The 23,176-nt window shown below is 40.4% G+C and carries 23 protein-coding genes; 10 read left to right on the top strand and 13 right to left on the bottom strand.

Annotated features, from left to right (window positions below):
* Positions 1 to 18: 18 nt before the first annotated feature.
* The 3 genes from SULAR_RS00395 to rsmH are packed head-to-tail and all read right to left on the bottom strand — an operon-like array spanning position 19 to position 4,342.
* On the bottom strand, positions 19 to 3,129 hold the full coding sequence (locus tag SULAR_RS00395) for an efflux RND transporter permease subunit (RefSeq protein ID WP_008241787.1): 3,111 nt from the start codon (positions 3,127 to 3,129) through the stop codon (positions 19 to 21).
* A gap of 18 nt (positions 3,130 to 3,147) precedes the next feature.
* The gene (locus SULAR_RS00390) at positions 3,148 to 3,420 is read right to left on the bottom strand and encodes a hypothetical protein (RefSeq protein ID WP_081501809.1); all 273 of its coding nucleotides are present in this window, start codon (positions 3,418 to 3,420) and stop codon (positions 3,148 to 3,150) included.
* Entirely contained in the window at positions 3,407 to 4,342 is a 936-nt protein-coding gene (gene rsmH, locus SULAR_RS00385; RefSeq protein WP_008241783.1) for a 16S rRNA (cytosine(1402)-N(4))-methyltransferase RsmH, read from the bottom strand. Before rsmH ends, SULAR_RS00390 begins: the two co-directional genes overlap by 14 nt.
* Before the next feature lie 134 nt (positions 4,343 to 4,476).
* Here rsmH and SULAR_RS00380 point away from each other — a divergent pair, with 134 nt between their 5' ends.
* Together SULAR_RS00380 and SULAR_RS00375 are read left to right on the top strand one after the other, a co-directional pair.
* Positions 4,477 to 5,052 carry a class II aldolase and adducin N-terminal domain-containing protein gene (locus tag SULAR_RS00380; RefSeq protein ID WP_008241781.1) on the top strand — a complete coding sequence of 192 codons (576 nt, stop codon included), beginning with the start codon at positions 4,477 to 4,479 and terminating at the stop codon, positions 5,050 to 5,052.
* 153 nt (positions 5,053 to 5,205) lie between these two features.
* On the top strand, positions 5,206 to 6,414 hold the full coding sequence (locus SULAR_RS00375) for a tetratricopeptide repeat protein (protein WP_008241779.1): 1,209 nt from the start codon (positions 5,206 to 5,208) through the stop codon (positions 6,412 to 6,414).
* A gap of 2 nt (positions 6,415 to 6,416) precedes the next feature.
* On the opposite strand, the gene SULAR_RS00370 is transcribed toward SULAR_RS00375, so the two are convergent.
* The gene (locus SULAR_RS00370) at positions 6,417 to 7,724 is read right to left on the bottom strand and encodes an adenosylmethionine--8-amino-7-oxononanoate transaminase (protein WP_037999755.1); all 1,308 of its coding nucleotides are present in this window, start codon (positions 7,722 to 7,724) and stop codon (positions 6,417 to 6,419) included.
* Between the two features lie 85 nt (positions 7,725 to 7,809).
* On the opposite strand from SULAR_RS00370, the gene SULAR_RS00365 reads away from it, so the two are divergent.
* From SULAR_RS00365 to SULAR_RS00345, 5 genes are all read left to right on the top strand, one after another.
* Positions 7,810 to 9,285, top strand: coding sequence for a peptidylprolyl isomerase (locus tag SULAR_RS00365; RefSeq protein ID WP_008241775.1), 1,476 nt, complete (start codon positions 7,810 to 7,812; stop codon positions 9,283 to 9,285).
* A complete protein-coding gene (gene ftsA, locus SULAR_RS00360) occupies positions 9,282 to 10,670 on the top strand; it encodes a cell division protein FtsA (protein WP_008241773.1) in 1,389 nt (462 codons plus the stop codon). Before SULAR_RS00365 ends, ftsA begins: the two co-directional genes overlap by 4 nt.
* 22 nt (positions 10,671 to 10,692) lie before the next feature.
* The gene (gene ftsZ, locus SULAR_RS00355) at positions 10,693 to 11,838 is read left to right on the top strand and encodes a cell division protein FtsZ (protein WP_008241770.1); all 1,146 of its coding nucleotides are present in this window, start codon (positions 10,693 to 10,695) and stop codon (positions 11,836 to 11,838) included.
* Between the two features lie 134 nt (positions 11,839 to 11,972).
* Positions 11,973 to 12,563, top strand: coding sequence for a UPF0323 family lipoprotein (locus tag SULAR_RS00350; protein ID WP_008241768.1), 591 nt, complete (start codon positions 11,973 to 11,975; stop codon positions 12,561 to 12,563).
* Between the two features lie 3 nt (positions 12,564 to 12,566).
* Entirely contained in the window at positions 12,567 to 13,745 is a 1,179-nt protein-coding gene (locus tag SULAR_RS00345; protein ID WP_008241765.1) for a glutathionylspermidine synthase family protein, read from the top strand.
* Between the two features lie 96 nt (positions 13,746 to 13,841).
* Here the strand turns inward: SULAR_RS00345 and SULAR_RS00340 are convergent, their stop codons facing one another.
* From SULAR_RS00340 to SULAR_RS00330, 3 genes are read right to left on the bottom strand one after another with little or no spacing between them, the layout of a single operon-like run.
* Positions 13,842 to 14,288 (bottom strand): DsrE family protein, encoded by a 447-nt coding sequence (locus SULAR_RS00340; protein WP_037999795.1) that lies wholly within the window; start codon positions 14,286 to 14,288, stop codon positions 13,842 to 13,844.
* 16 nt (positions 14,289 to 14,304) lie between these two features.
* The gene (locus SULAR_RS00335; protein WP_008241762.1) at positions 14,305 to 14,907 is read right to left on the bottom strand and encodes a YeeE/YedE thiosulfate transporter family protein; all 603 of its coding nucleotides are present in this window, start codon (positions 14,905 to 14,907) and stop codon (positions 14,305 to 14,307) included.
* Complete coding sequence (locus SULAR_RS00330; protein ID WP_008241760.1) at positions 14,900 to 15,412, bottom strand: YeeE/YedE thiosulfate transporter family protein; 513 nt, start codon at positions 15,410 to 15,412, stop codon at positions 14,900 to 14,902. The genes SULAR_RS00335 and SULAR_RS00330 overlap by 8 nt, the downstream gene beginning before the upstream one ends.
* 149 nt (positions 15,413 to 15,561) lie before the next feature.
* On the opposite strand from SULAR_RS00330, the gene SULAR_RS00325 reads away from it, so the two are divergent.
* Together SULAR_RS00325 and SULAR_RS11070 are read left to right on the top strand one after the other, a co-directional pair.
* Entirely contained in the window at positions 15,562 to 15,891 is a 330-nt protein-coding gene (locus SULAR_RS00325; RefSeq protein ID WP_008241758.1) for a hypothetical protein, read from the top strand.
* A 24-nt stretch (positions 15,892 to 15,915) separates the two neighbouring features.
* Entirely contained in the window at positions 15,916 to 16,083 is a 168-nt protein-coding gene (locus tag SULAR_RS11070) for a hypothetical protein (RefSeq protein ID WP_155993613.1), read from the top strand.
* Between the two features lie 29 nt (positions 16,084 to 16,112).
* Here the strand turns inward: SULAR_RS11070 and SULAR_RS00320 are convergent, their stop codons facing one another.
* The 5 genes from SULAR_RS00320 to SULAR_RS00300 are packed head-to-tail and all read right to left on the bottom strand — an operon-like array spanning position 16,113 to position 20,030.
* Positions 16,113 to 16,964 carry a symmetrical bis(5'-nucleosyl)-tetraphosphatase gene (locus SULAR_RS00320; protein ID WP_008241756.1) on the bottom strand — a complete coding sequence of 284 codons (852 nt, stop codon included), beginning with the start codon at positions 16,962 to 16,964 and terminating at the stop codon, positions 16,113 to 16,115.
* A complete protein-coding gene (locus SULAR_RS00315; RefSeq protein WP_008241753.1) occupies positions 16,964 to 17,452 on the bottom strand; it encodes a DNA-deoxyinosine glycosylase in 489 nt (162 codons plus the stop codon). Before SULAR_RS00315 ends, SULAR_RS00320 begins: the two co-directional genes overlap by 1 nt.
* Positions 17,453 to 17,456: 4 nt before the next feature.
* Complete coding sequence (locus SULAR_RS00310; RefSeq protein WP_008241750.1) at positions 17,457 to 17,936, bottom strand: DUF4149 domain-containing protein; 480 nt, start codon at positions 17,934 to 17,936, stop codon at positions 17,457 to 17,459.
* A complete protein-coding gene (gene prmC, locus SULAR_RS00305; RefSeq protein WP_008241748.1) occupies positions 17,933 to 18,769 on the bottom strand; it encodes a peptide chain release factor N(5)-glutamine methyltransferase in 837 nt (278 codons plus the stop codon). The genes SULAR_RS00310 and prmC overlap by 4 nt, the downstream gene beginning before the upstream one ends.
* The gene (locus SULAR_RS00300; RefSeq protein WP_008241746.1) at positions 18,759 to 20,030 is read right to left on the bottom strand and encodes a M48 family metallopeptidase; all 1,272 of its coding nucleotides are present in this window, start codon (positions 20,028 to 20,030) and stop codon (positions 18,759 to 18,761) included. Before SULAR_RS00300 ends, prmC begins: the two co-directional genes overlap by 11 nt.
* Positions 20,031 to 20,126: 96 nt before the next feature.
* Between SULAR_RS00300 and abc-f the strand changes: the two genes are divergently transcribed.
* Positions 20,127 to 22,061 carry a ribosomal protection-like ABC-F family protein gene (abc-f, locus tag SULAR_RS00295; RefSeq protein ID WP_008241741.1) on the top strand — a complete coding sequence of 645 codons (1,935 nt, stop codon included), beginning with the start codon at positions 20,127 to 20,129 and terminating at the stop codon, positions 22,059 to 22,061.
* Here abc-f and SULAR_RS00290 read toward each other — a convergent pair whose 3' ends face one another.
* Positions 22,062 to 23,168: a 3D domain-containing protein gene (locus tag SULAR_RS00290; RefSeq protein WP_238536340.1), complete on the bottom strand. Its 1,107-nt coding sequence runs from the start codon at positions 23,166 to 23,168 to the stop codon at positions 22,062 to 22,064. It abuts the gene before it with no gap.
* Between the last annotated feature and the right edge of the window lie 8 nt (positions 23,169 to 23,176).

Below are 23,176 nucleotides of genomic sequence, written 5' to 3'. Positions count from 1 at the left end.
TTAATCTTTTTTAACTACCTATTTTACCCGATAGATCACTGCATACATCAAAGGCACATAGTAAAGGTTCAATACCGTTGCCCACGCGATACCAAAGCCTAGTGAGATAGCCATAGGCTGAAGTATCAGCGCCTGTCCCGAAGCAAAGAACATCAAAGAGGATAAGCCCAGTACTGTGGTCACAGAGGTCAATAGAATAGGACGAAGCCTCATCCCTGCTTTTTCTTGTATCTGGGTAAAATTTTTACTTCCTTTGATGAAGTCAAGCATGATCAGTCCATCATTGACCACGACACCTGCTAAACCTATGACTCCCATCATACCGGGCATCGTCATATTGATACCCATAAGTTTTGTTCCGACCAAGGCACCAAAAAGAGAAAGCGGAATCGTTGTCAGTATGATCAATGGCAAGACCAAAGAGTTAAACATCCAAACCAAAGTGATAAAGATCAGGAACAGGGCGATCATCAATGCCTGCCCAAGTTCTTTTTTCAACTTTGCATTCTCCTTTTCTTCCCCTTTGATAATAATTTTGACCCCCTCTTTTTGTATTTCCTCCAAAAGTGGTTTTAACTGTTGCATGACCTCAACCGGAGTAATGATCTTCTTTTCCACTCTTGCATAGAGGGAACGTACTTTTTCACCATCCTCTTTAAAAATTTTGACAAAGCTTTTTTGATAGGTAAAATCGCAGATATTTGCTAGTCGTACCACTTGCTGTCCATCCGGGGTTGTCAGTTTAAAGTTTCTTATCGCTGATGCATCCTCCTTATAAACATCTTCTATCTTTACTCTGACCAAGCCCTCTTTGTTGAACATTTTTGCATACTCTGCCTTGAGAAAAGCACCCTTCAATACAGAGATCACATACCCCTCACTAAAACCTAACTGTTGTCCGTATTCATTGACACGCAGCTTGAGTTCACGTTCTCCTTCATTGGCATTGTCAGCGATATCTTCCACCCCGTTGATACTCTCAAGCTTCGCTTCTACTCTTTTCATGGCAGTTAACATTTTGTTTCTATCAGGATGTTCAAAACCGATCTCTATATCATTACTCACGATACCTGCCTGTTGTACATAGACATTGAACTCTTCATAGAGTTTTTCCTCATGGAGTTCTTGTGCTTTAAATTTGGGAACAATACGTTCTTGTATCTCCTTGGCGATCTCTTGAGAGAGTCTTTCTCTGATCATATCACTGCCGTCATACTCCAAAGAAAATATAGGATTGATATATTTGTCAAAAAAGTTTTCAGGTGCTTTTTCATGTAGATTGATAAAGATCTGGAAAAGGTTCTCACCTAACTCAAAACTTTGATCTTTGTTAAACTTAAACCCTATCACCGAAGTGACTGAATCCATCTCTTTTTCATCCAGTATCTCAAGCAGTGCTTCTTCTATCTGTGTGACATAGACTTCTGTGTCTTGCAGATCGTTGTTGATATTTACTTTTCCGTTCAAGTAGACCTGCTGGGCATCAAACTCTGGAAAAAGCTGAAACTTGGTGATCTTTGCCATACCCATAGTTCCCAAAACAATAAAGATCAATATAAGGGAAAGAGACCACTTCTTATGTTCTAACAGTTTCTCCAAAAAACCTTGATACCATTTCACCCAGCTTTTCCAAAAACTACTGTCATGTTTCTCTTTTTTAAAAGTACCCATTGCAAAGAATTCTTTGGAATGCAGTGGCAAAAAGTAAAATGCCTCAAACAAAGAAGAGATGAGCAGTACAGAAATCATGACAGGAAGCACCTGCATGAACATCCCCATTTTACCACTCATGATCAGTAAAGGCAGAAAGGCAAAGACAGTTGTCAATGTTGCCGTAAGTACTGCTGGAAACATCTCAATAGCACCTTCTATGGCAGCATCTCTAGGGCTCTTTCCCATCTCCATATGCCTATAGATATTCTCCGCCACAACAATAGCTTCATCTACCAACATCCCAAGTGCGATAAGAGCTCCAAGCAGCGTCAGCATATTTAAACTGTAACCTATCATATCCATGATAATAAGTGTAATGAAAAAACTGGCCGGTATCCCGATGCCCACTACCCAAGCGATACGTATGTTGACAGACAAAAAGAGGGCCATAAATACAAGGATGAGTCCAAACAAAATATTGGAAGAGACAAGATTCAAACGGTTCTTGATCCAAATCGAGGTATCCGTATAGGCTTCAAATCTCACATCCTCATACTTTTCATTGAATTCTACAAGTATTTTACGTATCTCTTTACTCAAGGCAATGGCATTCCCCTCTTTACTTTTATTGATATTTAAAGAGATATTCTGTTTACCGTTATAGTGAGATATCTGTGTAGGGTCACCCAATCCATAATAGACTTCGGCCACATCTTTCAGACGAAAACTTTTTCCGCCTACGCTCAGGAGTGTTTCTCCCAACGCCTTTGCACTTTTTTCACCGTTGATCGTAGAGATATAAAGATGGTCACCCTGACCGTCGAGTGTTCCTGCAGGGAAAATACTCGATAGACTTGAAATAGCTTGATAGACTCCGGATTTATCCAGACCATACGCATCCAGCTTTTTTTGATCCAAGGTAATGATCACTTCTTCATCTGTATCTCCCCGTATCTCTATACTGCTAAGGTCATGGATCAGTGCAAGTTTACTTTTCAATGCATCTGCTGCATCAATGAGGGCTTTTTTCTCCACATTGCCTGAAACTGCTACAAGCAGAAGCGGATATTCATGGACCACGATACGTGCAATAGGTTCGTCCATATCGGCAGGAAGATCACGTCTTGTTTTTGAGATGATATCTTTCACATCCGAAAGGACTAACTGGGTATCACTGCCGGGTTTAATATCGGCATTGATACTGAAACTGCCATTTTGTATACTGGTGTAAAGGGTATCTATTTCTGGAAGACTTTTGAGTTCATCCTCTATGCTTGTGACAACCATTTTGTCCAACACATCAGCACTTGTACCGACATATCCCCCCTGGACCGATATCTGATCAAGGGTAGAAGGAGGGAATATCTCTTTTGCAATGTTCTGATAGGCAAAACCTGAGAGCACCAACATGAAAGCCATCAAAATATGGTTGATAATGGGCTTATCTACTGCGAAACGAATAAAACTACTTATCATACTGTTTGCTTCTCATCGTCAATTGTCCTGTATGACAAAAATGGTATCTGTTACCCTGTTCTTAAACTTCAATGCCTCTACACTCTGTTGAAGCATCACATTTTCTGCTTTAAGTACTGAAACTTCACGTGTCATTTTGTTCACAACCTTACTCTCATAATAGATCTGATTACTCAAGTAGATCTTAATGCTTGTCAAGATCAGTACAATGGCTATTGACATCAATATGACCGTTGCCATACCAAAAGTAATACCGTTCGGCTTCAGTTTTTTCTTTTTACTTGCCATCATCACTGTCTTTTTTAAACCTGAAACTTCTCAGCTTTGCAGACCTGCTTCGAGGATTCACTTTGAGTTCCTCTTTGCTTGCTGTCACAGGCTTGGAAGAGAAGGCTTTACCCAAAGCATGGTTTTTACCGCAGGTACATCGCATTGCCTGAGGATCACAGATACAATTTTGCGCCCATTTCTTAAAACGGTTCTTCACCAGACGGTCTTCCAAAGAATGAAAAGAGATGAGAGAAACCACTTCCCCCTTCACATGCTTGTGTTCCAAAGCATCCAGTAACCCTTCTATTTCACCCAATTCATTGTTGACCTCTATACGAATAGCCTGAAACATCAACGTTGCGGGGTGTATCTTTCCTCCTGCAGGGATCACGGTTTTTGCGATCTCACTTAACTCCTTAGCTGAGTTGATAGGTGCTTGTGCCCTTGCTTCCACCACCGCAGATGCCAATTTCTTAAAGGATCGTATTTCACCATACACATCAAAGATATATTCGAGTTTTTCTTGAGGGTACTCATTTACCACTTCATACGCTGAAAGTGGTGAAAATGCATCCATCCGCATATCCAGTGTTTCCGAGGTAAAAGAAAAACCTCTCTCTTGTTTATCCAGTTGTAAAGAGGAGACACCGAAATCTGCCAATACCGCTACTATCGGACTCTCTTGTAATGTAGGAAAAACTGTTGCAAACGTACCCTTATAAAGTGTACTGCGTGCTTCATAAGGTTCTAGACGTTTTTTAGAAAAAGCCAAAGCTTCATCATCTCTATCTATCCCTATGTGTTTCAAGTTTTCATATTTGGCCAGTATTTCAGAACTATGCCCTGCATACCCAAGCGTACAGTCAACAAAATAACCTTCACCCACCCCCTTAAAACTTTCCAAAACTTCATCTAAAAGTACAGGTATGTGAGGTGTCTCCATCTGTTTCCTTCATTCTATCATCGTTTGATTTGAACCTTCTCATATAAAACCCATGATGAGCACCCAGGTTATTCAGAGGGTTCAACTATTTTAATGATATAATACCGAAATATTCCTAACTAAAGGTTACCCAAATGGTAGATAAGCATCTCATCGAAGACATTAAACATGTATCACTCTCCCTGTTTAACAAAAACTTCTTTGGTGTCTATCATGGCTCCATCTCAGCAAGAGTGAGCAGCAGTGGATTTATCATCAACTCTAAAGATACGATCCTAGATGAATTCACCGAAGATTCACTGGTGAAACTTGATTGTAAAAAGAGAGATTATCGTTGGAGTATGGCAAATCCTGATGTACATATCCATGAACATATCTATGAGACCATCCCCAATGCAAAATATGTCTGTTATACAATGCCTCCTTATGCGACAGCCTACTCGCTCAAACATGGTAAAGTCTCTCCACAAGACTACTTTGGCCAAAAGGTACTGGGCGAAGTCATCGTCTATGATCCCAAAAATATAGATGATTGGATGGAACGTGCACCCTACGAAATCCCACGGTTTTTCCAAAAACATGATACACACCTACTCCTTATCAAAGGGTTTGGACTTATTTCCTACGATAGGGACATCACAGAAATGGCAAAAAAGATTTCCATTTTAGAAAACTCTTGCAGATTGTTGGCTTTATCAGCAAACCTGTAAAGTATTCCCTCCCCTTTCTACTTCTCTATAGTGTGGCTATCTTCACGCTTCATAGAAAGTAACTGCAAATAACTACCATTTAAATGTCAACACTTCTGTAAAGCATACTTTTGTTATACTCTTCCAAATACAATCAAACATAGGATACCTGCTATGAATCAGACACAGAAAAGATTAAGCATCATTAACCATGCCATTTCCATCACTGATGTTGAGACCATACAGCTTCAGGTCTTAAAGTTGGCACTGCTTAAAACAGATGTGAAAATCCAGGAGATCGTTACAGCCATTCAGGCAGAGAATTATGCAAAAGCGCAAGGGCTTATTAACCAATATATTGAAACACCTACTGAGGACATCATTCAAAGAGCATCACAAAAAGCACAAGCCGCTATGGCAGCAGAAGAGCAAGCCATTATAGATGAGTTCGATCTTTTTATCACATCAAACAGAAATGAAAAACCTCAAGAGATCGACATCAATGATTTTCTTCTTGATGAATACTCTGAAGAGACAAAAATGGAAACAAAAAAAGTAGACCATAGTGATTTTGATGCCCTTCTCAATATCGACGTTGATCATGTATTGACTGACAACATTGAATTAGATGTGACACAAACTTCAACAAATACTTTCTTTGAATCACCCAAAGAGACAAATCATACAGATAAAGACACTTTTTTTGATAGTGAAGAGGATGAAAAAGAAGAAACGATTATAAAAGAGTCAATGACCCAAGAAGAAGAGAGTGAGACATTCATACAAAAAGATCTCCCCGCTAAAGATGAACCCATCAAAGAGTTAAAACCTGCGATACATACAGAAGAAGAGACACGTTCACTCCACTATAAAGCCATTCCTTACATTGCCCAGAAACTGAACAGTATGAAAAAACAGTACCCACTTAAAGAGAGAACCTATGAAAAGTTTGATTCTGTAGAAAATCTCTTAAGAAAGATCTCACAAGAAGGTTATACTGAGGATGAGATAGAAGAAACGCTCACCACTATCAAAAAGTTGAGTGAAGAGAGTAAAGAGACTGAAGCTGCACAACTCCTGCTTGTCTGTGCTGCAACAGAATCAAAGTTTGCACAATTCATGTTGGCCCGGGAACTCTTTAAGGGTATTTTACTCACAAAAGACATAGCTGAAGCCTTTTCACTGATGCATAGTTTAGCCCTTGAAGACTACCCTGAGGCACTCTGTGATATGGCACAGTTTTATGAACACGGTATAGAAACGAACCAAGACAAAAAAAAGGCTGAACAATTCTACAAAGAAGCCATGGATTTTGGTATTAAACGTGCCCAAAAACATTATCAACGTTTACAAAAAGAAAACGGTGGTTTCTTTAAAAGGTAGACTTATTTAGCTACCTTTTTTATCCCTTCATAGGCGACCTCTATCATCTTGTCTATCTCTTCATAAGAGATGACATACGGAGGCATGAAATAGATAATATGTCCCAATGGTCTGAGTAAGACCCCTTGTGTTAAAGCATATTCGTAGATCTTTACGCCTATACGTTCAGTGCTTTCGTACCCCTTTAATTCTATAGCAGTGACCATACCCTGCTGTCGTATCTCTTTGACATTAGGTAAAACAGAAAACTTCTCCAACTGTTCTATGATGTATCTGCTTTTCTTCTCATTCTCACCGATGATATCATTCTGTTCAAATATTTCCAAAGTTGCCAGTGCAGCAGCACATGCCAAAGGATTCCCTGTATAGCTATGTGAATGTAAAAAAGCTTTATACTCATTATAGTCACAATAAAAAGCCTGATAGACATCATTGGTCGTCATGACTACAGAAAGCGCCAGATACCCCCCTGTCAAAGCTTTAGAGAGGGTCATAAAATCAGGAGATATCTCTGCATGGTCACAGGCAAACATCTTTCCTGTACGTCCAAACCCTGTCATGATCTCATCGGCGATGAGATGCACGTCATACTGTTGTGTCAATACCCTTGCACCTGAAAGATAGGCAGGATGGTACATATGCATCCCTCCTGCACCCTGTATAAGAGGTTCCACGATAAAGGCCGCTATCTCATCCGCCTTCTCTTTTAAGACTTCTTCTAATCCCTGCAATGCTTCTTTGGCAGCTTCGATACTTTGGTCTTTGGGTACAGGTACTTGCATATTGGCAATGAGCAGAGGTTCATAAGTATCTTTATAAAGTTCGACATCCCCTACACTCAATGCACCGATGGTCTCTCCATGATATGAATTTGTCAATGAAAGAAAAAGTGCTTTACGCTTTCCTCTGTTGAGATGATAATGATAACTCATTTTTAAAGCAGCTTCCACAGCAGAAGAACCATTGTCTACATAAAAAACCTTCTCCAGACCTTTAGGAGTCATGTTGACAAGTTTATGTGCAAGCTCTATAGCCGGTTCATGCGTAAAGCCTGCCAAAAGCACATGTTCGAGTGTGTCAAGCTGTGCTTTAATTCTGTTGTTGATCGTTTCATTGGCGTGACCAAAAATATTGACCCACCAGGAACTGACTGCATCGATATAGGCATTACCGTCAAAATCATAAAGATAGACACCTTTCCCTGACTTAACAGGCACAAGCGGTAAGGTTTCATGATCTTTCATTTGAGTACATGGATGCCATATGACTTCCAGGTCCCGTTGCATCATTTTTGTATTTTGATTAGACATATTCTTTTCACACTCCGATTCATTAGCGATAAGCTTAGTTTAGATAGAATATTGTACAAATTTTTCGATTGAAGGTAGATGAAGTATGATTAGTTGGATGCAGAAACACAATAAATATCTGGTATGGACGATCTGGATAGCAACCATCGCATTTATTGGTGCAGGTTTTGTAGGTTGGGGAAGTTACAGTTTTGGTTCAAAGGCAGGAAATGTTGCCAAAGTCGGTGATATAGAGATCAAACAAACAAAACTCAACATGGTATACAGCAATCTATACAATCAATACAATCAAGCCATGCAAGGACAACTGGATGATAAAACTGCCCAGGAGATGGGACTGATCAAACAGGCATTTGCCAGATTGGCAACTCAGGCGAAGATCTTGAACTTTGCAAAAGACCTGGGTATTGTTGTTTCAGATGCAGAAGTAGCACAGAAACTGCAAGAGATCAGAGCATTCCAAAAAGATGGTGTTTTTGTCAAAGAGATCTATGAGGGTTACCTGAAAAGTCAAAGACTTAGAGCCAATGCCTTTGAAGAGACACTTAGAGAAGAACTTATCTTGGAAAAGACATTTTCACTCCTTGCAGTAGGTCCTTTGCCATTGGAGGAAGAAGCTGTCTCTGCGGCTATGAATGTTAGTGACAAACTGGCATACAAAGTATTAACCAATGATGATCTCAACTTCGTCACTGATGAATCAAAAGTAAAAGCCTACTGGGAGATGCAAAAAGAGAATTTTTTGACTCCGCAAATGTATGAACTTTCTATCGTCTGGACACAAAGTAAAGATACTGCTGTCACAGAAGATGAGTTAAAAGCACACTATGACAAAAACAGCTTCAACTATACAGATGAAACAGGGAAACAACTCCCTTTCGAAGAAGCTAAAGTACTGGTGACAAAAGATCTCAAGATCAAGAAAACTAAAAAAACAGCACAAAAAGCATATATTGCATTTAAAAAAGGTACCCTTGACAACAGTGAAAAGATTACGCTCTCAATGGGTGATGCTAAGCTGACAGAAGAGGTATGGAGTGAATTGAAAGAGAAATCTGTAGGCGATATCCTGAAACCTAAAGTCATTGCAGATGCCTATGCCACTGTAAAAATAGAGAACATTGTCCTACCAAGGGTAAAAACCTATGAAGAGGCCAAAGAGGAAGTGACGGGGCTTTATGAAAAGCAGGCTAAAAAAGAAGCGCTTTTAGCCTTGGCAGAGTCAACACTGAAAAATGTTGATCAGAACGATATGATCATCTCGGATTTTGTCAAATTGGATGAAAATGTCAACCTAAATCCGTTAAATACACAAGAAAGTTTACAATTTTTACAAAAACTCTTTACATCATCAAAAGAAAAGGGTATCATAAGCGTATTCGATAAGGTTATAGTTTATAATATCTTAGAGCAAAAACTGCTGCCGATGGATGACAACCAGACAGCTTTTGTAAAAGAAACCACAGATAAACTGAAACAAAGTATATTTGAATCGAATCTGATTAAGATGTTAGATGAACAATATCCTACAGAAGTCTATATGGGAGGGCTGACAAATTGAGTGACACAATTTTAGCTATTGATATCGGTTCCACTAAAATATGTGCTATCATTGCTGAAATTCAAGACTCCGAAGTCACCATACAAGGACATGGCATCTCTAAATCCCAAGGGGTTAAGAAAGGTGCGATCACCAATATAGAGCTCGCTTCTAAATCCATAAAAAAAGCCATTAATGATGCAAAACGTATTGCAGGAAGCAACATCACTTCTGCAACGGTTTCCATCTCCAATGCCTATGCTAAGAGTCTGAACTCTACGGGTATTGTCAACATCCCACATAAAGACATCTCCATTAAAGAGATCAATCGTGTGATGCAGACAGCACTCTACAATGCTAACGTACCTACTGAGTATGATGTCATCCATGTATTGCCTTACAACTTCAGAGTCGATGACCAAGACTTCATCGAAGATCCGTTCGGTATGAATGCGAGTCGCATGGAAGTAGATGTTAACATCATCATGACACAAAAATCAAATCTTTCCAATCTTAAAAAAGCCGTTCGCTCTGCCGGGGTTGAGATAGATGGCATTGTTTTAAGTGGTTACGCTTCTGCGATAGCTACCATGGATGAGGATGAAAAAGAGTTGGGTGTGGCTGTGATCGATATGGGTGGTCAAACAAGTAATCTTGTCATCCATACGGGTAACTCTATCAGATACAATGATTTCTTAGGTGTAGGTTCAAACCATATTACCAATGACCTTTCCATGGCACTTCATACTCCGCTGCAAATAGCAGAAAATGTCAAAGTACGTCACGGGAGTCTTATAGAGAGTTCCAATGAGGTCATAGAACTCCCGATCATCGGTGATGAAGAGAGTCGTAATGGTGTCTCGTTGGAGGTGGTTCACTCTGTGATTTTCTCACGTGTAGAAGAAGCACTGATGATCCTGTCCAAGTCATTGGAAAAATCTGCATTAAAAGAGCAGATAGGTGCAGGTATTATCTTGACCGGTGGTATGACAAAACTTAAAGGTATGAGAGAATTGGCACAAGCTATCTTTACTGGAATGCCGGTAAGAGTGGGTTATCCAGATAATGTCAATGGTCTTTTTGATGAACTCAAGGATCCAGCATTTTCAACGGTAGTGGGTTTACTGCTCTATAAAGCAGGCGGCCATACGCAATATGAGATCAATTTCCAACAAGAATTGCTCCATTCAAAAGCAATGTTTGAAGATAACCTTAATGATATCAGGATAGGTCATACATCGAATACCGAAGAGGCACAGACAACCAGAGGTCATAAAGAAGAGAACGAACACAAAAAAGAGGATCAGGAAGGATCAGATATATCATTTGACGATCTGCCGGATCTAGGTCACGAGAATAAAAATCCATTTAAAAAACTGGCGAGTTGGGCAAGACAGCTTTTTTAAAAATTAAATAAAGGGGGAAAACATGGAAGAGTTTGAAATAGACATAGTGGAAACAAAATGTCATACAAATGGAGCGAAAATCAAAGCTATCGGCGTCGGTGGAGGCGGTGGTAACATGATCAATCACATGATCAGTGAGGGGATCAACTCGATCGATCTGATCGTTGCCAATACAGATGCACAGGCACTGGACAGTTCTTTGGCACCATACAAAATGCAATTGGGTATCAATGCAACAAGAGGACTAGGTGCAGGGATGCTTCCGGAGAAAGGTAGAGAAGCTGCACTTGAAAGCTTTGAAGATATCAAAAAGACGCTTGAGGGTTCTGATATCGTCTTTATCTCTGCTGGTCTTGGCGGAGGTACAGGTACAGGTGCTGCACCGATCATTGCACAGGCTGCAAAAGAAGTAGGTGCACTGACTGTTTCTATTGTAACCAGCCCTTTTAAATTTGAAGGTAGAAAAAGAACAAAGCTTGCAAAAGAAGGTTTGGAAGAGCTTAAAAGAGAGAGTGATTCGATCATTGTCGTACCGAATGAAAAACTTCTTTCCATCGTTGAGAAGAACCTTGGTATCAAAGAGAGCTTTAGAATGGTAGATGATATTCTTGCTCAAGCCGTAGGTGGTATCTCTAAAGTGATTCTTTCGCATGGGGAAAATGATATCAACCTTGACTTTGCCGATGTTAAAACGGTGATGAGTCATAGAGGTCTTGCTCTTATGGGTGCAGGATACAGCACAGGAACGAATGCAGCCTATGATGCAGCAAAAGCTGCGATCGAGTCTCCGCTGCTTGATAATATCTCTATCGATGGTGCGATGGGTGTACTTGTACACTTTGACATCCACCCTGATTATCCTATCATGGAGATCGGTGAAGCGATGAGTATTGTTGAAGAGAGTGCAGATGAAGATGCATCTGTGATCTTTGGTACCACAACCAATGAGAACATGGCTATTGATGAAGTGAAGATCACTATCGTTGCTACAGGATTTGAAGATAAAAATGCTGTACCTGAACCAACCGTCACAAAACAAAAAACTTTGTTAAGTGCCAACACTTGTGATATCAATACGGTAAGAAGTAAAATGGTTGTAGGTGGATACAACGGTGATAATGAAGACATCTTGGATGTACCTACATTTCTTAGAAAGCAGATGGACTAAATAGTCCTACCCTCTTTTATGCTTTAAAGCAGAGAAACTCTTCCTTCTCTGTTTTAACCTTTCCTAACATTTTTTCCTCCTTTCTATTAATCATATTTTGATATGATTCTCCAAAACATAATTATGGATACCCTATGAAACATTTAAGAAAACTTTCAACCATAGCAACTGCTACTGGTCTTGGTACGCTTTTAGCGACTGGTGTAACAGGTTGCTTTAGCAATAACCAGCAACAGCAGGAGGAAGCTAAAGCACAAAATGCATTCGTCATTATAGAAGAGACTGCACCGGGAAAATACAAGATCAAAGATGAGTTTCCCGCGGAAGAGACACGTATCGTACTGAAACAACTAGATGGAACCGAACGTGTATTGACCAAACCCGAAATGGATGCACTTGTAGCAGAAGAGTCAGCCAAGATCGACAATGGAACCTCCAACCTGACCAAAGAGCAAAATCCTCAGATGTCCCAGCAAGGTGGTATGGGTCTGGGAGAAATACTTCTATCCAGTATGGCTGGAGCAGTCATCGGTTCATGGATAGGTTCCAAACTTTTTGGTAACCAAAACTACCAAAACAACAGAAAAGCAGGATACAAATCTCCCTCTACCTATACAAGAAGTCAAAAGAGTTTTGACGCAGCTAAAAACAGAAGTGCTAAGAGAAGCGGTTTTTTCGGTAGTAAAAGTACTTCAAGCCGTACCGGCGGTTTCTTTGGTGGATAAATGATGTTAAAGTTACAAAAAACCACACCATTGGACATAGACTATTTAGAATCACTCGGTTTTGTATGGCATACAGACCGTGATGACTCGAGTTATATCTCTAATGAACTGGTCATCATCTCTGAAGAGGAAGCTGAAGCGTATTATGAAGCAACCAACACACTTTATGACATGGTTGTAGAAGCAGCCGAACACGTCATAGAAAATAATCTCTTTCATGAGATTGGTATACCTTTTAATCTTGTTGAAGTGATCAAGGCATCATGGGAAAATGATGTACATTGGCATTTGTACGGACGTTTTGATCTAGCCGGCGGTGTGGACGGGAAACCCATAAAACTTTTAGAATTCAATGCAGATACACCGACTGCCCTGTTTGAAACTGCTATTGTACAGTGGGCCATGCTCAAAAAAAACGCTCTTGAAGAAGAACATCAGTTCAATGCACTCTATGAAGCACTTATAGAGAATTTTAAACGTCTGGTGACTTTGGAAGAAGATGTTTCTACCTTTGAAGAACGTTATGACGGGTGGAACTTTCTCTTTACCTCAGTCAAAGGAAATTCAGAAGAGGAGAATACCGTTCGACTCCTGCAGCATATCGCCACTGAAGCAGGTTTTAACACAGAGTTTGCCTACATCGATGAGATAGAGTTCTCCCCGGATGAGGGTATCTTTTATGAAGATAAGAACTATGAACTCTGGTTTAAGCTTATCCCTTGGGAAGACATTGCACTGGAAGAGTCAGATCTGGCGATGCTTCTGACCAATATCATCAAAAGCCAGAAAGCGATTATCTTCAACCCGGCCTATACCCTGCTTTTTCAAAGTAAAGGGCTGCTTAAGATCCTCTGGGACCTCTATCCGAACCACCCTCTGCTACTTGAGAGTTCTTTTGAACCGTTAGAAGGGAAAAAACAGGTGAAAAAACCTGTCTTTGGAAGAGAAGGAGGCAGTGTCACTATCTTGGATGAAAACGGACAGGAGTCTGAGAGTATTGAAGGAGACTACGACAGTCACAAAATGGTCTACCAGGCCTATACCGAACTGGCGTCAGATATTGAGGGACAATCTTATCAGGCAGGTGTATTTTATGCGTACGAAGCCTGTGGACTTGGTTTTAGAAAAGGTGGAAAGATCCTGGATAATATGTCTAAATTCGTAGGGCATATCGTCCAGTAATAAGCGTGTACACAATATACACCGCTAGAAACAATATATCTTTTTTTAAAACCTTATAACATTCTATTTTATAAGGTTTTAAAGTGATGTATAGATTTACTTAAATGTCATCAGTGCATAGCCCTTATTTTGTAAACCGATCGTATCTATAAAACTATTTTTAGATATTTGAATAAACGGCAAAATCTCTTTCTCGTCAATCGCATTTGCATTCAAGGACATGGCACAGACGATGATCTTCACCTTTTTCTTTTGAGCCAATCGTGTAATGGTCTCCTGTGCCATTTTTATATAAGGCATATCCTCATCAGGTACTATTTCATCATACACATTTGAGACCATGGGAACACATCCTCCATGCAGTGTAATGGCAAAGTCAGCCTTGTCACCATTTTGTTCGATCATACCCATGGTTCTTTCTATTAAATTCATACGTGACATCACAAAGCGGGCATTATCTGAACTACAGTCAAAAACGGACTTGTACTCTTGTGCCTGCATCAAACTCACTAAACCTACGATTAAAAATATATACTTTTTCATGATCATACTTCTCCTATTATTTATTTTTTTCATTTATATCAGCGGGGTCTTCGTACTCTATGGTCGGTAGCAAAAATGCAATGGTCAGTAAAATGCCACTTAGCGTGAATACAATAAGCAGACTATGTTCTGTAAAAAAATCCGGTACACTGATTTTACCCAGATCAGGCCCTAAGATTTGCTGTATATAGGGATACCCGATCGTAAAAACATACCCACCGAACATCCCGCCGATCACACCTACCAATGCATCAAGACGCCCTTCAGAAACTGAAACAAGAAATGCTGATGGACATTTACCTAAAATAACCAAACCTATCCCAAAGAGGATTCCACCGATGATAAGACCACCTAGCATCGTCGGTTTAATATTATACGTTGCATAACCTGATTCGACAAGAAAGTAAAACCCTACACTTGATAGTGCTACTGTGGTCATAGCCATTCTAGGGACAAGCGTATCCTCAAATATCATAAAACCGGCCATCTTTTCAAATTTGTCGAGACGTGAATATAAGATAATAGCCCCAAAAGCAAACCCAATAAGCAGCACCTTTACAATAGATCCATGTTCTTGACCTGATACCACATCGAACATTTTAATGATATCATCAATCATCACTTTTTCCTTTTTTATAAAAAAATCTACCGGTGATCATCCCAGTACCTAATGCGACTACAGCAAATATTATACCACTAACAGCCAGTTGACTACCGCCAGATAAGATATGTCCTGCATTACAACCTCCGGCCAATCTCGCTCCAAATATCAAAAGAAATCCGGCAATAAAGCTCCAAACCATACGAGAAGGAATCGAAGTGTTTTTTCTTTCTTTCCAAAGTGTAGGAATATAACTTAGATGAAATGTTTTGGTAACAACTATAGACATAAAAAGTCCTCCAAAAAATACACCGATGAGCATGACGGCTTCCCATGCACCGGATTTCTCTATGATCGCAGCATATTCATACTGCTCTGTATCTAGATCAAAGATCAAATTGGCAAAATATGACATACCGGTTGATGCACCAATGGGACGATTAGCACCCCAGGTAGAGAAAGTGTAATAAAATAGTAAAGCCATTAAAAGACCACCAAGCCACCAAGGTATTGAACGAGGCATCATTTATCCTTTATTTAGATCTATATAATGTTAAGTCTTACTTAACGTTTTATTATAAGCAGAGATTGCTTATATAGAATTTAAAACGTTAAGCTTAACTTAACGTTTTTAATATATACTTTTGTTAAAACCAATCAAGGAGAAAATATATGAAAAAAGTAATCGGAGCTGTAGCACTTTCGCTGCTCATATCGATGTCTATACCAACAAATTCTATGGCAGGTGTAAAAAAAGGACAACGACTCTATAAGAAACACTTCTATAAAAAGTGTAAATTTTCAGGTGTGATGTTTGCTAGAAACCATTTACAGGCAGAGTGGGAAGAGATCTATGAAACTGGTAAGTTTCCGCAGGAAGCAAAAAATATCTGTCCAAACCTTGCAATAGAAACGATCAAAGAAGAGTGGTGGAAAGAGATTTATGCCTATGCAGTGAAATATGCAAAAGATGGTGTACCACCTAATGGATGTAATGATTAAAAGTGAATCACAAAGGAGTGACGTATGGAGCTTTGGAAAATCATTATATTCTGTCTCGTAGTACTGATTATAGTCGTAGGTGGGTATGTATTTATGTTCTTTCACATTATGCGAAGAGATCCAAAAGAATTGGAATATAGAAAACACATCGGTCAAGATAATAGACTGATACCGCCTAGAGATAAAAAATGATCATGTCATCTTTGCATTGACAACAACACTTAAACACTCGTAGGTTGTTCTTCTTCATCCTTATCTGCTTTACTACACTCTACAGAAACTATCTCCACGTCTTCACTGTCAATACGTGCAGCCGTGAGTTTTCCTCCCCATACACATCCGGTATCCAGAGCCAATACATGCTCATCTTCATAAAATCCCAAAGCCGACCAGTGCCCCATAATAATACGCAGATGGATATCTTTACGATAATCACATTCAAACCAGGGTTTTAACTCTTGTTCTCTCAGTTCGTCTGTAGGCGGACCTTTTTGGTCAAAATCAAGTCTATGGTCACCATAGCAAAACCGCATACGTGTGAAGGCACTGACAATATAACGGTCGATATCTATAAGGCTCGCCTTCCTGTTAAAACGGTTACTTCCTTGTCTTAACATTTGTTCCAACCAAACAGAAACATGGTCACTTTGTAGTTTCTCTTCCACACGCTTTGCATATCTCATGGCCATACCCAGATCAAATTCAGGAGAGATACCCGCATGGGCCATACAGTACCCAAGCTGATAATCCACATGCAACAACTTTTGTCCTCTAAGCCAATCTATGAGCTTTTTGGCTTCAGATGACTCAAGTATAGAATCAATGGTCGGATTGGATTTTTTGATACCATAATAAGCTGCTATAAGGGTGATATCATGATTACCAAGAACGATGTCAACATTTTCTTTGATACTGTAAAGATATTCCAGTGTTTCCAGTGAACCTTCACCTCTGTTGACCAGGTCACCAGCGATCCAGAGTTTATCCTGTGTGACATCAAACGATATCTTTTCCAGTAGTGCTTTCAAGGAGTTGTAGCACCCCTGTATATCACCTATAGCCCATACTGCCATTAACTGTACCCCAACTGTTTTTTATATTCGGCTACTTTCTGCTCAAAGCTCATCTTTGCATAGGCAGCAGAAGGTGAAGGGAGATAGACTGTTTCTATATCCAGGTGTGAAAAGTGTGTTTTAAACAATGCCTCTGCTTTTCTCCCGGTAAAAGCCAATCTGGTAATACTCGGATTCGCTTCCAAAAATGCAGCCAGGTCATTAACCTCTTCATTTTCCAAAGAACTGTCAAGAGAGTTCTCTCTGCTACACCCTTTGACCATGTCCCAAAGCCCAAGTTTACACTCTTTAAGCAACCAGAGTCTCTGATCACGAGTGTTCGCAGGGTAGGATGTCACACTTTCAAGGATATTCCAGAATTGATTGCGTGGATGTGCATAGTAAAAATTCTTTTCAAAAGACTGGATACTGGGGAAAGAACCCAGAATAAGTGTTTGGGTATCTTTAAATACGATAGGCTTGAAAGGGTGTGCTAAAATTTCACTCATACTGCTACTTGCACGCCTTACGCATATTCTGTACGATCAGTACAATCAGAGCCAAAGAGAAGATCTTATAATTGATCTCGCTTCCTTTGTGCGTATTGATAAAAGCGACTGAATTCGTTGCCTCCACGCCTTGTTCTTGCATAGCAATAATATCAGGAATATAGTATTGAGAAAAAAGAAGCCCTGTAGCCAAGACTAAAAATGTGGCAACCTGTGTCAGTGTATCTCTCTCAAACTTCTTGAACTTATACCCTTCATAGAGTACCACTGACACCAGCAGTACATTGACCAGATAAGAGAGCCTCAAAAAGTTCTCTGTCATGATCTGTCCCTCTTGAAACTGTGTGAGCACTTCACTACCCAGCCATTGTTCTGTGTGAAACGTGACAGGTGCTACGACAATACCGGCAAAAAGTCCTGCGCCAAGAGCCGCACTCAAAAATATAAGGTAGGTCATGGTTATCATCCGAAAATATCTGTTCATACTGACTCACTTTTTTTGAATTTAATTACAAATCCCCGGTCAAACTGTGCCAGGTCCTTATAAAATTTTATATATTCTACACCGATCTCATTAACAAACGCTTGTAAGGGTTCCTTTTGATCATACCCCATTTCACAAGCAAGATAGGGTATACCTCGATGCTTCACATCCAAAATGATCTCTTTGAGCAATTCATCCCCTATCCTTCCGCCAAACAGTGCTTCTTTGGGTTCATAGTCAATGACATTGGACTCAAGTAAAAAATCTTCTGCGATATAAGGAGGATTTGAAACCACCAATTCCAGATCTTCAGGTACCTCATCTATAAGGTGGGACTTGCGAAGTTCTATCTGTTCACCCACTCCGAATCTTTCAATGTTCTTCTTTGCCACTTTGAGCGGGGTATCACAAATATCTGTCGCAATGATCCTAAGCTGGGGAAACTTACGGGCCAACACAATGGAGATCGCACCCGACCCCACACCTATTTCAGCAATACGGGTAATCTTCTCTTTTTCTATGATCTCTGCGACCAGGTCTATAAGTATCTCCGTTTCCGGACGGGGTATCAGTACCCCCTCTTCCACTTCCAAATGGATGTCATAAAAACTGGCTGAACCGACGATATATTCGTAAGGCTCATGTGCAGCTCTTCTTTGAATAAGCGTTTGAAATTGATCCACATCGGGGAAACTCTCCCCCTCGTGTATCAGTAAATAGGTACGGTCCTGTCCAAGATGATAGGCCAAGAGCAGTTCTGCCTCAAAAGCAGGACGTTCGCACGCCTCTTTGAGTACCTCTTTGGCCCAAACAAGTCCCTCTTTAATCGTCATTTCTGTCCATATGTGCGAAAATACCCTCTTTCGGCAGTGTAGTTGCTTCACCTGCGATCGTATTGGATGCGTCAAACCCTAACTCTTTGAGTCTCTCAAGCACCGGTGGATGCGTATAGTAAAAGAAGATCACCAGAGGATGTGATTTTGGGAATGCTTTGTTCTCTGTCACAAGTTTCATCAGTGCAGATACCAGGTTCTCTTTGCCGCCCATTTGCGAACCATATTCATCTGCTGCATACTCATTATGGCGGCTTACATAAGACATAAATGGCGTAAAGACAAAACTCACAAGCGGTAACAACAACATCAACATCGCTATTTGGACACCTGCCTCAGGAATCACACCCATCTGTGTAAAGAGTGCATCCGGTAAATGGCCAAAGAGATAAAATGCGATAAAAAGAAGTACACCCATCAACCCTATATTTTTCCAGATATCCCCATGAGAGAAATGACCCAATTCATGCCCCAGTACGGCAAGGAGTTCTTTAGTGTTAAGCTTTTCCAACAATGTATCAAAAAGAACCACACGTTTACTCTTACCCAATCCACCGAAAAATGCATTCAAACGACTGTCACGTTTAGAAGCATCCATCACAAAGATACCGTCACTTTTAAGTCCGGCCTGACCCATCATTGCCGTAATTTTTTCTTTGAGTTCCCCCTCCTCGAGCGGAGAGAACTTGTTAAACAGGGCCATGAACGTGGGAGCCAAGAGATTTGCTAGAACTGCTACAGTGAACATAGCTGCAAATCCCCAGATCCACCATGTGGCATAACTCTCTATGATCCAAGATAAAAGCGCAAAAACCGCACCGCCTAGAATGAAAAACAACAGGCTTGTTTTGATCATATCTATCATATACATTTTCGCCGTCATTTTGTTAAATCCAAACGCTTCATCTATCTTGAACTTTTGGTAGAGTTCAAAAGGAAGTCCTATGACATAATTGACTATGACAAAACCGAACAGGAACACAACGGCCTGCATGATGTTACCTTCTACTTGAACCAGTGCTGAGAGCCAGGCAAAACCTCCAAATACCCACCAGATAAATACCAGATAATCTATAAAATCACTCACAAGAGAAAGTTTTCCGTTCGCCACTGCATAGTTTCCTGCTGTGAGGTATTTGTCTGCCGGCATCAGTACAGGCGTTTTTCTTTTTTCTTCATTGATATACCCTATCTGCATAGCAGAGATATAGAGTTTCATAAAGGTGTAGAGAGAGTAAAAGATAATAATGGTTTCCAGCATAGATTTCCTTGGTATATAATGGTGAAATATACCAAATCAAGCCTTAAAAGCCACTCTATTTGCTATAATTGCAACAATCTATCATAAGGAACCATTTTGGCACTCATCGACCTCTTTGACATCAAAAAACAATATGACATCAAGCTGCTTCTCAATGGGGTTGATTTCCACCTGGATGAGGGAGAACGTGTCACTATCGTGGGTCAAAACGGCTGTGGAAAATCTACACTGATGAAGATCATCATGGGAGAAGAAGAACCTACTGACGGGAAAAGGGTAGTGAACAGTTCGATACAGGTAGAGATGCTCGCACAACAGCCCCACTTCGATCCAGCTCTTTCAGTTAGAGAAGCGATATTCAATGAACTGACTGAACTCAAAGAAGCCAAAGAAGCATATGATACACTGAGTCTCAAAGTGGCTGAAGATTTTGAAAATGAAGAGCTGCTCACACAACTGGAAAAAGTCTCCTCTTTTCTGGACCATCACAATGCCTGGAACCTTGATGACAAGATCGAACGTGTCATGCAGGAGTTTCAGCTCAAAGCCTATGAGGATCGCCCCGTAGTCTCGCTTTCCGGAGGTGAACAGCGTCGTGTAGCCTTGGCATCCCTCATACTTAAAAAACCCGATGTACTACTTCTTGATGAGCCGACCAACCACCTTGATGTCTATATGGTCGAATTCTTGGAGGAGATGCTTCTTAAGGGAAATTTCACCCTACTCTTTATCTCACACGACAGGCATTTCATCGATACTGTAGCCACACGTGTGGTAGAAGTGGATAACCAGCAACTTGTCAGTTATACGGGCGGTTATATGAGTTACCTCGAACAAAAAGAGGCACGTATGCATGCTTTGAAAAAGGGGCATGAGAACCTTCTTAGACTGCTGAAACAGGAAGAAGCCTGGCTTAGAAAAGGGGTAAGGGCTAGAGAAAAGCGTAATCAGGGACGTAAAAAACGTGTCTTTGAGCTTCGTGATGAAGCGAAGAAAAACCCTACACTCATTCGAAAGATGATGGTAGAACTTGAACGTGAGAAAAAACATTTCAACCGTGATGAAGGGGTATCGAGAAAAAAAATGCTTTTTGAACTTGAAAATATCTCATACTCGGTTCCGGGGAAAAAACTCATAGAGAACTTTACGACACGTATCCTTCAGAAAGATAAAATAGCCATTGTCGGTATCAATGGTGCGGGAAAATCTACACTATTGAAACTGATGCTTGGACGGATCAAACCCCAAAGCGGACTCATCAAGCAGGGAGACTTTTCCATAGGTTATTTTGACCAACACAGAGAGATGCTTGACAATGAAAAAACACTGATCGAGACTTTTTGCCCTGACGGGGGAGACCACATAGAAGTACAGGGTGTCAATCTTCATGTCTACGGCTACCTTAAATCGTTTCTTTTTCCCAAAGAGTTCCTGGCTAAAAAAGTCGGCATGCTCTCTGGCGGAGAGAAAAACCGTGTGGCATTGGCATTGCTCTTGACTAAAAAAGTGGATTGTCTCATCCTGGATGAACCTACCAATGACCTGGACATCCAGACCATTAATATCCTAGAAGAGAAACTTATCAACTTTCCAGGTGCCATACTCTTTGTCTCACATGACCGTTACTTCATAGACAAAATCGCTTCTAAACTCTTTATCTTTAAAGGAAATGGTGTGGTTGAAGAGTCTTATCAGACCTATACGGAGTACCTGGAGATAGAAAAAGAGATGAAAGAGCTTGATACGCTCGAACAAGAGGTCAAGACCTCTGAAAAAAAAGAGGTACCGGTCACTGTCAAAAAACAGACAAAACTGAGTTATAAAGAGCAAAGGGATTATGATACCCTGCCTGATGAGATCGAAGCTCTGGAACAGCAGATAGCTGCGCTTAATGCATGTTTACAGGATCCGGAGTGTTATCAGGAAAAAGGTTTGACTGCACTGAGTGAGGAACTGAGTAAACTTGAGAAGGTGTATGAAGAAAAAAGTGACAGATATCTGGAAGTTTTGGAAATTTTTGAGTCTCTTTAATTACCAGTATACCATGACACTGCGTCTTCCCCAACGTAGCGCTCTCCTTTTATCAAGCCCCATATAGATGTCGATACGCTTTTGGTAGCGTTTATTCATTTTGTCGCGTACCGTATAGTAACCAGGTAAACCACCGATACGGACTTTTGTCCCATTACGCATGCCATATTTTTTTATCATATCTCTGGAAACTGCAATGATCTTCATACCCGGACGCAGACGATTATTCCATGCTGCCAGGAAAGGTGTCTCATCTGTTTGTCCCACATGCGACGTATACGCAGTGGCGGTGACACGAAGCCTTTTCTCTGTTTTTAGATGTGCCAGTATATGAGGAAGTGGAAGTCTGATCATTCTACCTGTACGTATGATCGCATTGCGTTTGATCTTATTAAATTGCATCAAATCTTCAGGTTCAAGATCAAACTTTTTGGCAATGGAAATGATCGTATCTCCCTCCCTGATGAAGTAATTGCCAGAAGAGACTGCATCAATCCTCTTTTGTTCAAAGGGGAGTTTTAGTTTCTGTCCGATACGCAGAGGAGATTGGATCCGAATACCGTTCATTTTTGCGATCTCTTGTGTTGTTAAGCCAAATTTCTTTGCGATCTTACTCAGTGCATCGCCACTTACAACCCTGTACTTACCGTAAATAATTTGAGGTTTCTCAGGTACTTCAGCTATGATTGTTTCTACAAGTTCTCTTTCTATACGGGGAGGGGCTTCACAAGTCTCTATCTCTTCTATCTTATCATCAAGTACGACTTGGGCGATGGGTTCTTCTGTTTCTGTATACTTTGTAAATGCTTTTTCACTTCCCTTAAAACGTACAGACTCCTGGACTTTTACATGCCGTTCTATCATATCCTCTACGGAAACCACTTTGAGAAAACGCTTTTTTTCAGGAACAGGTAACGTTTTTGCCCTGATCAATTTTTTCCTATTCACATCATAAATGATCTCTTTAGCTTTAAGAAATTTCGCCCCGTAAGGGTTACACGTGGTCATACCAGCGGTGACAACCCTGCAGTCTATCATCGACTTTGCAGCGGCTGTTTCCAGACATAGATAGGATAGTAAAAAAAATCTCAAGTGATTTCTGGACATTACGTTAT

Source organism: Sulfurovum sp. AR (genome assembly GCF_000296775.1).
GTDB lineage: Bacteria > Campylobacterota > Campylobacteria > Campylobacterales > Sulfurovaceae > Sulfurovum > Sulfurovum xiamenensis.
This window is presented reverse-complemented; position numbering and strand designations above follow the sequence as displayed.

What these genes read in the sequence shown, in the direction of transcription:
- SULAR_RS00325 (WP_008241758.1), top strand. Translation starts at nt 15,562, where the DNA reads ATGAAAAAAGTAATCGGAGCTGTAGCACTTTCGCTGCTCATATCGATG.
- SULAR_RS00335 (WP_008241762.1), bottom strand. Translation starts at nt 14,907, where the DNA reads ATGATTGATGATATCATTAAAATGTTCGATGTGGTATCAGGTCAAGAA.
- rsmH (WP_008241783.1), bottom strand. Translation starts at nt 4,342, where the DNA reads ATGGAGACACCTCACATACCTGTACTTTTAGATGAAGTTTTGGAAAGT.
- SULAR_RS11070 (WP_155993613.1), top strand. Translation starts at nt 15,916, where the DNA reads ATGGAGCTTTGGAAAATCATTATATTCTGTCTCGTAGTACTGATTATA.
- SULAR_RS00340 (WP_037999795.1), bottom strand. Translation starts at nt 14,288, where the DNA reads ATGAAAAAGTATATATTTTTAATCGTAGGTTTAGTGAGTTTGATGCAG.
- SULAR_RS00300 (WP_008241746.1), bottom strand. Translation starts at nt 20,030, where the DNA reads ATGCTGGAAACCATTATTATCTTTTACTCTCTCTACACCTTTATGAAA.
- SULAR_RS00290 (WP_238536340.1), bottom strand. Translation starts at nt 23,168, where the DNA reads ATGTCCAGAAATCACTTGAGATTTTTTTTACTATCCTATCTATGTCTG.
- SULAR_RS00365 (WP_008241775.1), top strand. Translation starts at nt 7,810, where the DNA reads ATGATTAGTTGGATGCAGAAACACAATAAATATCTGGTATGGACGATC.
- ftsZ (WP_008241770.1), top strand. Translation starts at nt 10,693, where the DNA reads ATGGAAGAGTTTGAAATAGACATAGTGGAAACAAAATGTCATACAAAT.
- SULAR_RS00395 (WP_008241787.1), bottom strand. Translation starts at nt 3,129, where the DNA reads ATGATAAGTAGTTTTATTCGTTTCGCAGTAGATAAGCCCATTATCAAC.
- SULAR_RS00390 (WP_081501809.1), bottom strand. Translation starts at nt 3,420, where the DNA reads ATGATGGCAAGTAAAAAGAAAAAACTGAAGCCGAACGGTATTACTTTT.
- SULAR_RS00330 (WP_008241760.1), bottom strand. Translation starts at nt 15,412, where the DNA reads ATGCCTCGTTCAATACCTTGGTGGCTTGGTGGTCTTTTAATGGCTTTA.
- SULAR_RS00350 (WP_008241768.1), top strand. Translation starts at nt 11,973, where the DNA reads ATGAAACATTTAAGAAAACTTTCAACCATAGCAACTGCTACTGGTCTT.
- SULAR_RS00320 (WP_008241756.1), bottom strand. Translation starts at nt 16,964, where the DNA reads ATGGCAGTATGGGCTATAGGTGATATACAGGGGTGCTACAACTCCTTG.
- SULAR_RS00345 (WP_008241765.1), top strand. Translation starts at nt 12,567, where the DNA reads ATGTTAAAGTTACAAAAAACCACACCATTGGACATAGACTATTTAGAA.
- SULAR_RS00370 (WP_037999755.1), bottom strand. Translation starts at nt 7,724, where the DNA reads ATGTCTAATCAAAATACAAAAATGATGCAACGGGACCTGGAAGTCATA.
- SULAR_RS00375 (WP_008241779.1), top strand. Translation starts at nt 5,206, where the DNA reads ATGAATCAGACACAGAAAAGATTAAGCATCATTAACCATGCCATTTCC.
- SULAR_RS00310 (WP_008241750.1), bottom strand. Translation starts at nt 17,936, where the DNA reads ATGAACAGATATTTTCGGATGATAACCATGACCTACCTTATATTTTTG.
- SULAR_RS00380 (WP_008241781.1), top strand. Translation starts at nt 4,477, where the DNA reads ATGGTAGATAAGCATCTCATCGAAGACATTAAACATGTATCACTCTCC.
- SULAR_RS00315 (WP_008241753.1), bottom strand. Translation starts at nt 17,452, where the DNA reads ATGAGTGAAATTTTAGCACACCCTTTCAAGCCTATCGTATTTAAAGAT.
- prmC (WP_008241748.1), bottom strand. Translation starts at nt 18,769, where the DNA reads ATGACGATTAAAGAGGGACTTGTTTGGGCCAAAGAGGTACTCAAAGAG.